Genomic DNA, 11,257 nt, shown 5'->3' with positions numbered 1-11,257 from the left:
TCCTCGTTGCTCCGAGCTCCTCTTCGGCAGTCCGACATCAGCTGTTGGACTCGAGCTGCGAGAGGATGACGCCGTTGCTGATGGTGGCCCACGACGGCGGGAACGCGTACATGTCACCCTCGGCAGGCCAACCCGTGTAGTCCTTCGTGTTGACGAACGACATGGTGGGGTTCACGACCAGCGCGATGTAGGGGAGGTCGCGGACGATCTCCTTCTGGACCGTGGCGTACGCCTCCTTCTTGGTCTCCTCGTCGTTCGTCGCAGCGGCCGCGGCGACCGCGTCGTCGACGAGCGGGTTGGAGTAGCGCGGGAAGTTGAAGCGACCGGCCTCGATCGTCTCGCCCACCGGCGTCGTGTACTCGGTCGTGAGCCACTGGCGGTAGATCGCGAACGGGTCGTCGAGCGAGGTGCCCGTGATACCGCTGATCATCATCTGGTAGTTGCCGGCCGTACGGGCGTCGGACATCTCCTGCTGCGTGATCTTCACGTGGTTGATCTGGATGCCCGCGTCGATGCCCTGCTGGGCGATCAGGTCGCCGGCTGCGTTGTGGTCGCTCCAGCCCTCGACGGAGATGAGCTCGATGACGAGCTTCTGGCCGCCCTTCTCGTAGATGCCGTCCGCACCCTTGGCGTAGCCGGCGGCCGTGAGGACCTTGTCGGCCTCCGCGACGTTGGCCTCCTGCGGGCTCTCCTTCTCGATCTCGTCCGAGATCCAGCGGTCGTCACGACCGAGGAGCGCGAGCGAGGGCGATGCCACGGCCGCGTGGCCGGAGAACGCCTTCTCGTTGATCTCACCGCGGTCGAGGAGCAGGTTGACCGCCTCGCGGACCGCGAGGTCCGTCTGGGGTCCCACGCAGCCGAGCGCGGCGTTCATGCAGGACATGATCGTCGTGGGGTCCTGCGGGTTGTTGAGGAGGGAGAGCTGGCCCTTGTCCGTGATGGGACCGGGGTCGGCGACGAACATCGTCGTCCAGTCGATCTTGCCCGTGGCGAGGAGGTCCTGGGCGCTCTGGTTCTTGTCGAGAGCCAGGTAGCGGACCTTCTTGAGCTTGGGCGCGCCGCCCCAGTAGTCCTCGTTGGCCACGACGGTGTAGGTCGCGTTCGAGATGGTGTCGAGGACGTAGGGTCCGGTGCCGACCGGCTCGTCGTTGGTGAACGTGATCTTGTCGGCGACGTCCTTGTAGATGTGCTCGGGCACCATGAGCGTCGTGCCGAGGATCTGCACCGCGGTCGTGAACTGCGCGCCGTTGAACGTCAGCTTGACCGTGGACTCGTCGACCTTCTCGGCCGTGTTGAGGTAGTCACGCTTGGCGGTCTCGTTGGTGAACGAGAAGATGACGTCCTCGACCGTGAAGGGCTCGCCGTCGGTCCACTTGACGCCCTCGCGGATCTTGATCGTGAGCTCGGTGCCGTCCTCGGACCACTCGGAGGACTCGCCCAGGCGGGGCGACGGGTCGCCGGCCTCTGCCCGGTTGTAGAAGAAGAGCGGCTCGTAGATCGCACCGTTGGTCACGTGCAGCGGGTTCGGCGCGTAGGGGTTGAAGTTCGCGACCATGGGGGTCTGCGTCCCGGCCCACACGTTGAGGACGCGGCTGCTCTCGCCACCGCCGCCCTCGTTCTTCTCGCCACCGGAGCTGGAGCAGCCGGCTGCGAACATCGTCACACCGGTCGCCAGGGCGACCACCGTGAGCAGGCGCTTGCGCGCCATGCTTCGAATCATCTTTGGTCCTCTCGAGTCGTCAACGCGTCGTCACGCTGATCAGCCGCTCGCCACCGTGCGAGCTCGTGGCAGGAACACTAACGAATCCCACCGAGCCTGCCGACCAATACGACAGGAAAGTTACCTAAATGAAATCTCGACGAGGCCGGACCTTCTGATAACCGCAGGATCCCGCCGATTTCGCCTGACCGCGCGGCGGGTCGTCGGTGCGCAGTGCACAACGCCGGGCGACCCTCGACGGCCGGTCGTGGGCCGACCGTGGCCTCACACGGCCGGCCGTCGAGGGCACCTCGCACCGGCAGGCGGACGGGTGGTCACGTCAGGACGCGTCCCCTCGCGGGGCGCCGCCGGCACGCGCAGGAGGCGCGGCCCGGTCAGCCGACGGCGCCCGCCGCGTCGACCGCGGCCCGCGCCGCACGGGCGACCTCCGGGTCCGTGACCTCGTAGCCGGCCCCTCCCCCGCCGCCGGGGCCGCCGTCGTCGGACAGCGTGCGCTTGGCCGAGAGGTGGACCGCGTCGACACCGGCAGCGACGAGGGCCTCGACGTCCTGCGGTCGCACACCGCCGCCCGCCTGGATCTGCACCCGACCGGCGGCGTGGGTCGCCATCGCGCGCAGGCGGTCGACGCCGTCGATGCTGCTCGGGGCACCGCCCGACGTGAGCACCCGGGTCACCCCCAGCGCCGCGAGCAGGTCGAGCGCTCCCGTGACGTCCTCGACGACGTCGATCGCGCGGTGGAACGTGACGTCGCGCCCGCCGGCGGCGGCGACGAGCGCACGCACCGCCTCCGCGTCCACCTGCCCGTCCGGGGTGAGCGCACCGATCACGACCCCGGCGGCGCCGGCCGCGACCACGGCCCGGACGTCCCGGACCTGCACGTCGATCTCGGCGGCGCTGAACACGAACCCGCCCGGTCGCGGCCGGATCAGGGGGTGGACCTCGAGCGATGCCGTGCCCACCTCGGCAGCCGCGCGCACCGCGGCCTCGACGAGCCCGATGCTCGGCGTCAGCCCACCCGTCGCCCCGAGCGCCGCGCACAGCTCGACCCGCTGGGCGCCGACCTCCGCCGCGACCCGCACGCCGTCGGTGTCCTGGACTGCGATCTCGAGCGCGACCTCGCGTGCCATGTGCTGCTGCTCCTTGCGTCGGGGGACGGCGCGCGCGTCACGCGCCCGCGGTCAGCGTAGACCCAGCGGTCCGGACGGAGGCCCCTCGCCACCCGGCGCCTCGCCACCGCGGCCCGACGGCGCCACGTGCGCGCCGTCGTCGGGCCACCGTCGAGCGCGCCGCGCGGGCGCCTGCCGGGTGCCCGTCCAGGCCGGGGGCCGTGCCGCCGCGGGGACGACGACGGGAGCGGCCCCTCCTCGCACCGTGAGGCCCGAGGAGGGGCCGCTCCCGTCGTTCCGCGGGGTCCGGCCCAGCGGGGTGGGTCAGATGACGCCCAGCGAGATCATGGCGTCGGCGACCTTGGTGAAGCCCGCGATGTTCGCGCCCAGGACGTAGTTGCCCGGCGTCCCGTACTCGTCGGCGGTCTCCTCGCAGCGCGCGTGGATGCCGGCCATGATGTGCGCGAGGCGCTCCTCGGTGTACTCGAACGTCCAGGCGTCGCGCGAGGCGTTCTGCTGCATCTCGAGGGCCGAGGTCGCGACGCCGCCGGCGTTCGCGGCCTTGCCGGGCGCGAACAGCACGCCGGCCTCCTGGAGGAGCGCGACGGCGCCCGGCGTCGTGGGCATGTTGGCGCCCTCCGCGACCGCGACGACGCCGTTGGCGACGAGCTGCTTGGCGTCCTGCTCGGTCAGCTCGTTCTGCGTGGCGCAGGGCAGGGCGACCGTCGCGGGGACGTCCCAGATGCTGCCTCCGGTCACGAGGCGTGCGCCGGGGCGGCGCGCGACGTAGTCGGCGACGCGCCCGCGCTCGACCTCCTTGACCTGGCGGAGCAGCTCGACGTCCACGCCGGCCTCGTCGACCACGTAGCCCGACGAGTCGGAGAACGACACGACGTTCGCACCGAGCTGCTGGGCCTTCTGGATCGCGTAGGTCGCGACGTTCCCGGAGCCGGACACGACGACGCGCTGGCCGTCGAAGCTCTGGCCCTTGGTGCGCAGCATGTGGTCGGCGAAGAAGACCGTGCCGTAGCCCGTGGCCTCGGTACGCACGAGCGACCCGCCCCAGCTGATGCCCTTGCCCGTGAGGACGCCGGACTCGTAGCGGTTCGTGATGCGCTTGTACTGGCCGAACAGGTAGCCGATCTCGCGGCCCCCGACCCCGATGTCGCCGGCCGGGACGTCCGTGTACTCGCCGATGTGGCGGTACAGCTCGGTCATGAACGACTGGCAGAAGCGCATGACCTCGCCGTCGGACCTGCCGCGCGGGTCGAAGTCCGAGCCGCCCTTGCCGCCGCCGATGGGCATGCCGGTGAGCGAGTTCTTGAAGATCTGCTCGAACCCGAGGAACTTGACGATCCCCAGGTACACCGAGGGGTGGAAACGGAGCCCGCCCTTGAAGGGGCCGAGGGCCGAGTTGAACTCGACGCGGAACCCACGGTTGATCTGCACGTGGTTGCGGTCGTCGACCCACGGGACGCGGAAGATGATCTGGCGCTCGGGCTCGCAGATGCGCTCGAGCACGGCGGCGTCGACGTACTGGGGGTTCTTCTTGAGCACCGGGCCGAGCGAGTCGAAGACCTCGCGCACGGCCTGGTGGAACTCGACCTCACCAGGGTTGCGAGCGAGGACCTCGTCGAAGACGGACTGCAGACGACTATCCATGGAGTGCTCCTCGGCAGGGCGGGTTCGTAACCGCACCAGGTTACGTAGGCGTAAACCCGGCCGTACTCCCGTCCCACTCTGGGAGACGCCAGGGTCACGACCTGGGACGTTGCGCTTGCCCGGGGCGACGGTCGCGAGGCCTCGACACGTGGCCCGCGACGCACGGGAACGGCCGACCGTGCAACACGCCCCGAAACCTTCGTCCACGTCCCGAGATTCTCGACCGATCCGGTGCAGAAGGCGTCGTGCAGGGCTATACCCGTCCCAGAGGTCACGAGCACCAGCGCCAAGCCCCGGCTCGCTGGTCAGCAACCCCTCCCACGACGGGGTGCTCCGGGAGATGACCCGGCCACGCCGGCACCGGCGCAGCAAGCGTTCCGCACGACGACAGCGAGGACACCATGACCCAGCACACCGCCCCGCCCCCTGTCGGGGCCGCCGACTCCCCCGCCCCGGGCCCCGCCCGCCCCGCGGTCGTCACCCTGGTCGGCAACCCCCGCCCGGCCTCCCGGACCCTGGCCGCGGCGCAGGCCGTCGCGGCTCGCGTGGCGGACGACCTCGGCCTGGCCCCGCGCGCCACGATCGACCTCGCGGACCTCGCGGCCGAGCTGCTCGCCCCGGCCCACCCCCGCGCCGACACCGCCCGCACCGTCGCCGCGAGCGCCTCCGTCCTGGTCGTCGCGACCCCCGTCTACAAGGGCTCGTACACGGGGCTGCTCAAGGCGTTCCTCGACCTCTACGGCCCCGACGGCCTGGCGGGGGTGGTCGCGGTCCCGGTCGTGGTGTCGGGCAACCCGGCGCACGCCCTGGCCGGCGAGGTCCACCTGCGTCCCCTCCTCGTCGAGCTCGGCGCCACCGTCCCCGCCCGGACCCTGACCCTGGTCGACTCCCGGTTGGGCGAGCCCGACCTCACGGACGCCCTCGACACCTGGCTCGGCCACGCCGGAGGGCTCCTGCGCCGAGCGGTGGGCGGCACCGTCTTCCAGGACGCGACCGCGCCCCGGCTCGCCGGAGCCTCCCGGTGACCGCGACCACGCGCTCCGAGCTCGCCGGGCTCGAAGCCCTCCTGCACGAGCAGGACGAGCCACAGCTCAGCGCGGACGACTACAAGGCCGTGTTCCGCCGGCACCCGGCGGGGGTCGCGGTCGTCGCGCTCGAGCACGAGGGACGGCCCGTGGGCTTCACGGCGACGTCCGTCATCTCGGTCTCGGCCTCGCCGCCGCTGCTCGCGTTCTCCCTCGCGTCGACGTCGTCGTCGTGGCCGGCGATCTGCGCGGCCCGCACGCTCACGGTCAGCTTCCTGGCCGACGACCAGGACGACGTGTCCGCACGGTTCGCGACGAGCGGCATCGACCGGTCCGCGGGCGGCGGCTGGTCGCGTCTCGCGTCCGGGGAGCCCGTGATCGACGGCGCGCTGTCCTGGGTGCGGGGTCGGGTCGTGCAGCGCACGCCCGTGGGCGACAGCTACCTGGTCTCGTTGCGCGCCCTGTCCTCGGGGACGCGGGGGGATGCGGCACCGCTCGTCTACCACGACCGGGCGTACCACCGGATCGGCGACCACTCGGCTCTCTGACGCGCGGGCGCGGGGCGAGGGGCCCGACGGCGGTGCGCCGCCGTCGGGCCCCTCGCCCTTCGCCGTGCGCGGGCTACCAGGTCCAGCCGCGCGCGCTGAGCTCGAGCTCCTCCCGCAGCCGCTCGTCCTCGTCGCTGCGCAGGCCCGCATGCAGGGGGTCGGCGGCGACGTCGAGCCCGCTCAGCCGGCAGGCCTCGCGCAGCAGGGCGTCGTACGCGCCCTGCGCGGCCAGGTAGTGGTGGGCGCGGGCGTAGACGTCGGGGTCGCGCTCGACCGCGCGCAGCTCGTCGGCGAGGCGGCCGAGGCGGACCTGGACGGCGAGGGTGACGAGGGGGTCGGGTGCCCGACGGCGGCGCTCACGCCGGGTGAGCCTGCGCGGCGCCCGGGGTGGGGCGCTCGCGCGGAGGCCGCCCGAGGCCTGGTCGAGGCGCACCGCGCACCACGCGACGGTGGCGACGACCGCCGCACCCACCACGCCGGAGACCACGAGGAGCCACATCGCCGGACCCTTCCTCGGTACCTGTCGGGGCCTGTCGACGGCCCGCCGATACCCTTCCAGCCTAGGTCGCGCGAGGGGGACCCGCCAGGGTCCGGCCCGGCCCGCCCGGCGCGAGGCGTGCCCTACCGCGCCGTGAACCCCTTGGCCCGGCGCGCGTCCGCCGGGCCCCAGAGGTCGGTCTCGACCTCGGCCCGGACGAGCGGCACGACCTCCTCCGCGAACCGGCGCAGCACGTCGTCCTGTCGGGCGGGCTCCAGGAGGTGGTTGATCGAGACAGACTGCAGGTCGTGCCCGTAGCTCTGGTGGTAGTCGAGGATCTTCTCGGCGACCCGCTCGGGCGAGCCCACGAGGGCCGGGCCGCGCTCGACGGCCTCCTCGATGGTCCGGAAGCTCGTGACCTTGCCGACCGCGGCCGGGTCGTGCTTCCGCAGGTCCGCGCGCGCGACCGCGCCCTCGTAGATGGGCCGGAACTCCTCGATCGCCTGCTCGGTCGTGTCCGCGAGGAACAGCCCGCCCGAGCCGGACCCGACGAACCCGTACGCCGGGTCGTGCCCCGCTGCCAGCCCGAGGTGTCGGTCTGCCGCGGCGGCCGCGTCACGGGCGGGGCGGTCCAGGGGTGAGCCGGGGCGGCTCGGGAGGCGTCAGGAGGAGCGCAGGCTCAGCAACAGACGCGGCCCGGGACGACGGGGCGCCCGGTCGGACAACACGCTCGACGCGCGGTGCCGGACGACGGGTCCAGGAGGGCGAGCGAACGGCTGGTGTCCATGGGCCCTCCTCCGGTCGTCCGAGCTGCGGTGCGGCGGACGGGGCGTCTGCCGATGGCCCGGAATGTATGCCTGGGCACGGGGGGCGTCAACAGGTCACCCCGACCGTCCCGCATTCTGGACCGAATCAGTAGAGATTGGCACGGGAGCTGGTCGAGACGGGCACCGAGGGTCGCTGAGAGCGAAGGGCTAGCGCGGCGCCATCCGGATGCCGCCGTCGAGGCGGATCACCTCGCCGTTCAGCATGGGGTTCTCGACGATGGCGCGGACCAGGCGGGCGAACTCCTCCGGGCGGCCGAGTCGGCGGGGGTGCGGCACCTGGGCCGCGAGCGACTCCTGGGCCTCGGACGGCAACGACGCCATCATGGGCGTGCTGAAGATGCCGGGCGCGATGGTCATGACACGGATGCGCAGGTCCGCGAGGTCGCGCGCGAGCGGCAGCGTCATGGCCGCGACCCCACCCTTCGACGCCGCGTACGCCGCCTGGCCCACCTGACCGTCGAACGCCGCGACCGACGCGGTGTTGACGATGACCCCGCGCTCCTCGGGGACGTCTCCGTCCGCGGGACCGCCCGGCGTGACCATGCGTTCGGCCGCGAGCCGCGCGACGTTGAACGTCCCGACGAGGTTCACGGTCACGACCTGCTGGAACGACGCGAGGTCGTGCACCCCGTTCCTGCCGAGCACGCGCCGCGCGAGCACGATCCCCGCGCAGCTCACCGCGACGTGCAGCCCGCCCAGGTCGGTGGCGGCATCGAGGGCCCTGGACACGTCGTCCTCGCTCGTGACGTCGGTCGGCACGAACCGCACCGCATCCCCCAGGGAGTCCGCGAGCGCCTGGCCGGGCGAACCCGCCAGGTCCGCGACCACGACCCGCGCCCCGGCGCCGACCAGCTCCTCGACGGTCGCCCGCCCCAGGCCCGAGGCCCCTCCGGTCACCAGCGCGACCTTGCCCGCGATCTCCACGTCCCACTCCTTCGTCGACGGTCGTGGGCAGCGTAGCGCCGGGGCCGCCGCAGCGCCCGGTCGCGTGGCTGCCCGTGCGGGCCGGGGACCGCGGCGCGAGGATGAGGCATGCTGCTCGCCGAGGTCGCCGCCACGTCCGACGCCGTCGCCGCGACCCGCTCGCGCCTCGCCAAGCGCGCGGCGCTGGCCGACCTGCTGCGTCGTGCCGCGACGGGGGACGGGGAGGCGGGCGAGCCGGGCGACGACGTCGAGATCGTCGTGTCCTACCTCGCGGGCGAGCTGCGGCAGCGGCGCACGGGGCTCGGGTGGGCGTCGTTGCGCTCGCTCCCGCCGCCTGCCGCGTCCGCGACGCTCACGGTCCGGGCGGTCGACGCGACCTTCGAGGAGATGGCCGCGCTCTCCGGCCCGGGCTCGGACACGGCGCGGTCCGCTGCGGCCAGGGCGCTGTTCGCGGCGGCGACCGAGCGCGAGCAGTCGTTCCTGCGCGGCCTGGTCGCGGGCGACCTGCGGCAGGGGGCGCTCGACGCCTTGGTCGTGGACGCGGTCGCCGAGGCGGCGGGGGTCCCGGTCGACGCGGTGCGCCGCGCGGTCATGCTGCGCGGGGCATCGGGTCCGGTCGCGCGCGCAGCGCTCGAAGCCCCCGGCCCGACGGCGGCGCTCACCGCCCTGGCCGGGTTCGGGCTCGAGGTGGGTCGCCCCGTGCGCCCCATGCTCGCGCAGTCGGCCCCCGACGTGGCGGCGGCGTTCGACAAGCTCGGTGTGCCGCCCGGTGCGGACGACCCGCGACATCGCGTGTCGGTCGACGTGAAGCTCGACGGGATCCGCATCCAGGTCCACCGTGACGGCGACGACGTGCGCGTGTTCACGCGCTCGCTCGACGACATCACCTCGCGCGTCCCCGAGATCGTGGCGAACGCCCGCTCCCTGGCCTCGGACCGGTTCGTGCTGGACGGGGAGGCCCTCGTCGTCGGGCCGGACGGGGTGGCCAGGCCGTTCCAGGAGACGGCCGCCCGCTCGGCCACGCGCGACGCGCCCGGCGCGAGCGGCGAGGCGAGCGAGGCCGCTCTCGCGGGGGCGCTCGCGCTGCGCCCGTACTTCTTCGACGTGCTGCACGCCGAGGGCCGGGACCTCATCGACGCCCCGCTGCGCGAACGGCTCGCCGTGCTCGACCGCGTCGCGGACTCCTTCACGGTGCACCGCCTCACGACGTCCTCCCCCGGGGCCGCGCAGGAGTACTTCGCCGAGGCGGTGCGCGAGGGGCAGGAGGGCGTGGTCGTGAAGTCGCTCGACGCGCCCTACGCGGCCGGGCGCCGCGGCGCCGGGTGGATCAAGGTCAAGCCGCGGCACACGCTCGACCTCGTGGTGCTCGCGGTCGAACGCGGGTCGGGGCGCAGGACGGGACTGCTGTCCAACATCCACCTGGGCGCGCGCGATCCCGAGACGGGCGGGTTCGTGATGCTCGGCAAGACGTTCAAGGGCATGACCGACGAGATGCTGCGCTGGCAGACCGAGCGCTTCCGCGAGCTCGAGGTCTCCGACGACGGCTGGACCGTGACGCTGCGGCCCGAGCAGGTCGTCGAGATCGCGTTCGACGGGCTCCAGCGCTCCACGCGCTACCCGGGCGGGCTCGCGCTGCGCTTCGCGCGCGTGCTGCGCTACCGCGACGACAAGACGGCTGACGAGGCGGACACCATCGAGGCGGTCCGGTCGCTGACCTGAGCTCGCAGCGCACGGCCGCGGGCGCGAAGTCCCTGCGCCTCCTCAGATGTCGCTCAGCGTGATGCCCAGCTCCGGCCAGCGGCTCTCTCCGTCGGGCAGCCACTCGGCGGTGTGCTCGCCGCGGTGCGGCCCCTTCTCGTCCCAGGTGAACGTGCCGTTCAGGACCTCCGTGACCACCGTCCACGGCGGGTAGTCCTCGAACGAGTCCTCCACGACTCCGTCAGCCCACACGACCTTGAACCAGACCCACTGCTGCCAGGTCAGAGGACGGGACGGGGACCAGAACGTTCCGAGGGTCGTGCCCACGTGACCGGTGACCTCGCCGTCACGCCGCAGGACCAGGCAGCCCTTGTCGAAGACGTCGAGGGCCGGGTCGTGCTCCCGTCTCAGCATCGGCATGACGAGGAGTCACTCGCCCTTGCGGTACGGCACGGCGTCGGACCAACTCCACCGGGGCCGCCACGGCACCGCGACCAGGCTGGCCCACCACCGTTCCGTCTCCTCCGCCAGGACGTCGCCGTCGCCCAGGTCCACCTCGTAGCGGGTCGTCGCCCACGAGGTTCCGACCCGCACCCTGCCGTCGACCGCGGCACGGACCGCGCGCTCGATCCGCTCGACCGACTCGACCGTGCGGGGAAGCGTCCACACGAACGAGTCGCCGACGCTGAGGTCGATGTCCTCGGGGCACTGGACCCAGATGACGCGCAGCGTGTCAGCACGTCGTGGTCGAAGATCGAAGGCCTCGAAGTCGCCGTCACGGGTGCCGGTGAGGTCGGCGACACCGGAGAGCTCGGCAGCCAGGGCGCCGTGGAACGTGGCCAGTCGGCGTGTGACCACGTCGTCGGTCAAGGGCGATGCGAACTCCATGGGGCTCCGTTGCTCGTCGGTCCGGTCCGCAGAGACTAGCGCTCCGCGGACACACGAGACACGTGCCCTCGGCGACCGGCCACCCACCCGACCACGACCACCGCCTCGCGGCCCCGCACCCAACGCGCGCGACGCCGTCGGGCAGCGTTTACCGGGAGAAACCGGGCGAAACATCGTCTCGGAGACCGGATGGGGGCTTGTGCCGGGCCTGCGCGGGCCGACAGGATCACCGCCATGCGCTTCGACGTCAGGGCCCACGAGCACCCCGGGACACCGGTGCGCCTCGTGGTGCGCCGCGCCGTCGACCTGCGCCTCGTCGCGGGCTGTCTCTGTCGGTAGCCCTGCCCCGGCCCGGCCGCAGCTCGCGCTGACGGCCGGTTG

The 11,257-nt window shown here is 72.9% G+C and carries 11 protein-coding genes, 1 pseudogene and 1 riboswitch; of the genes and pseudogenes, 3 read left to right on the top strand and 9 right to left on the bottom strand.

What is annotated here, in order from left to right; translation table 11 throughout:
* Nucleotides 1–37: 37 nt before the first annotated feature.
* The 3 genes from NHG27_RS14940 to gdhA all read right to left on the bottom strand — a co-directional run bounded on the left by NHG27_RS14940 (nt 38) and on the right by gdhA (nt 4,488).
* The gene (locus NHG27_RS14940; protein ID WP_497016820.1) at nt 38–1,708 is read right to left on the bottom strand and encodes an ABC transporter substrate-binding protein; all 1,671 of its coding nucleotides are present in this window, start codon (nt 1,706–1,708) and stop codon (nt 38–40) included.
* A gap of 386 nt (nt 1,709–2,094) precedes the next feature.
* A complete protein-coding gene (locus tag NHG27_RS14935; protein WP_497016819.1) occupies nt 2,095–2,847 on the bottom strand; it encodes a copper homeostasis protein CutC in 753 nt (250 codons plus the stop codon).
* A 303-nt stretch (nt 2,848–3,150) separates the two neighbouring features.
* Nucleotides 3,151–4,488 (bottom strand): NADP-specific glutamate dehydrogenase, encoded by a 1,338-nt coding sequence (gdhA, locus tag NHG27_RS14930; RefSeq protein WP_497016818.1) that lies wholly within the window; start codon nt 4,486–4,488, stop codon nt 3,151–3,153.
* Nucleotides 4,489–4,757: 269 nt separating this feature from the next.
* Nucleotides 4,758–4,869: riboswitch (SAM riboswitch) on the top strand.
* A gap of 20 nt (nt 4,870–4,889) precedes the next feature.
* On the opposite strand from gdhA, the gene NHG27_RS14925 reads away from it, so the two are divergent.
* Both NHG27_RS14925 and NHG27_RS14920 read left to right on the top strand, forming a co-directional pair.
* Nucleotides 4,890–5,513 carry an NADPH-dependent FMN reductase gene (locus NHG27_RS14925; RefSeq protein WP_497016817.1) on the top strand — a complete coding sequence of 208 codons (624 nt, stop codon included), beginning with the start codon at nt 4,890–4,892 and terminating at the stop codon, nt 5,511–5,513.
* Nucleotides 5,510–6,061: a flavin reductase family protein gene (locus NHG27_RS14920; protein WP_497016816.1), complete on the top strand. Its 552-nt coding sequence runs from the start codon at nt 5,510–5,512 to the stop codon at nt 6,059–6,061. The genes NHG27_RS14925 and NHG27_RS14920 overlap by 4 nt, the downstream gene beginning before the upstream one ends.
* 73 nt (nt 6,062–6,134) lie before the next feature.
* On the opposite strand, the gene NHG27_RS14915 is transcribed toward NHG27_RS14920, so the two are convergent.
* The 4 genes and pseudogenes from NHG27_RS14915 to NHG27_RS14900 all read right to left on the bottom strand — a co-directional run bounded on the left by NHG27_RS14915 (nt 6,135) and on the right by NHG27_RS14900 (nt 8,290).
* Nucleotides 6,135–6,560, bottom strand: a complete 426-nt coding sequence (locus tag NHG27_RS14915; protein ID WP_497016815.1) for a hypothetical protein — start codon at nt 6,558–6,560, stop codon at nt 6,135–6,137.
* A gap of 122 nt (nt 6,561–6,682) precedes the next feature.
* Complete coding sequence (locus NHG27_RS14910; RefSeq protein WP_497016814.1) at nt 6,683–6,907, bottom strand: hypothetical protein; 225 nt, start codon at nt 6,905–6,907, stop codon at nt 6,683–6,685.
* Nucleotides 6,908–6,910: 3 nt separating this feature from the next.
* Nucleotides 6,911–7,069 (bottom strand): annotated as a pseudogene (locus NHG27_RS14905) (LLM class flavin-dependent oxidoreductase); the annotation flags it as partial.
* A 444-nt stretch (nt 7,070–7,513) separates the two neighbouring features.
* Nucleotides 7,514–8,290, bottom strand: a complete 777-nt coding sequence (locus tag NHG27_RS14900; RefSeq protein WP_497016813.1) for a 3-hydroxyacyl-CoA dehydrogenase — start codon at nt 8,288–8,290, stop codon at nt 7,514–7,516.
* A 108-nt stretch (nt 8,291–8,398) separates the two neighbouring features.
* Here NHG27_RS14900 and NHG27_RS14895 point away from each other — a divergent pair, with 108 nt between their 5' ends.
* Nucleotides 8,399–10,009 carry an ATP-dependent DNA ligase gene (locus NHG27_RS14895; RefSeq protein WP_497016812.1) on the top strand — a complete coding sequence of 537 codons (1,611 nt, stop codon included), beginning with the start codon at nt 8,399–8,401 and terminating at the stop codon, nt 10,007–10,009.
* A gap of 42 nt (nt 10,010–10,051) precedes the next feature.
* On the opposite strand, the gene NHG27_RS14890 is transcribed toward NHG27_RS14895, so the two are convergent.
* Nucleotides 10,052–10,408 carry a hypothetical protein gene (locus NHG27_RS14890; RefSeq protein WP_497016811.1) on the bottom strand — a complete coding sequence of 119 codons (357 nt, stop codon included), beginning with the start codon at nt 10,406–10,408 and terminating at the stop codon, nt 10,052–10,054.
* A gap of 9 nt (nt 10,409–10,417) precedes the next feature.
* Nucleotides 10,418–10,876 carry a hypothetical protein gene (locus tag NHG27_RS14885; protein WP_497016810.1) on the bottom strand — a complete coding sequence of 153 codons (459 nt, stop codon included), beginning with the start codon at nt 10,874–10,876 and terminating at the stop codon, nt 10,418–10,420.
* Nucleotides 10,877–11,257 lie beyond the last annotated feature (381 nt).

Source organism: Oerskovia sp. 140933 (genome assembly GCF_059651515.1).
This window is presented reverse-complemented; position numbering and strand designations above follow the sequence as displayed.

What these genes read in the sequence shown, in the direction of transcription:
- NHG27_RS14940 (WP_497016820.1), bottom strand. Translation starts at nt 1,708, where the DNA reads ATGGCGCGCAAGCGCCTGCTCACGGTGGTCGCCCTGGCGACCGGTGTG.
- NHG27_RS14935 (WP_497016819.1), bottom strand. Translation starts at nt 2,847, where the DNA reads ATGGCACGCGAGGTCGCGCTCGAGATCGCAGTCCAGGACACCGACGGC.
- gdhA (WP_497016818.1), bottom strand. Translation starts at nt 4,488, where the DNA reads ATGGATAGTCGTCTGCAGTCCGTCTTCGACGAGGTCCTCGCTCGCAAC.
- NHG27_RS14925 (WP_497016817.1), top strand. Translation starts at nt 4,890, where the DNA reads ATGACCCAGCACACCGCCCCGCCCCCTGTCGGGGCCGCCGACTCCCCC.
- NHG27_RS14915 (WP_497016815.1), bottom strand. Translation starts at nt 6,560, where the DNA reads ATGTGGCTCCTCGTGGTCTCCGGCGTGGTGGGTGCGGCGGTCGTCGCC.
- NHG27_RS14895 (WP_497016812.1), top strand. Translation starts at nt 8,399, where the DNA reads ATGCTGCTCGCCGAGGTCGCCGCCACGTCCGACGCCGTCGCCGCGACC.
- NHG27_RS14890 (WP_497016811.1), bottom strand. Translation starts at nt 10,408, where the DNA reads ATGCCGATGCTGAGACGGGAGCACGACCCGGCCCTCGACGTCTTCGAC.
- NHG27_RS14885 (WP_497016810.1), bottom strand. Translation starts at nt 10,876, where the DNA reads ATGGAGTTCGCATCGCCCTTGACCGACGACGTGGTCACACGCCGACTG.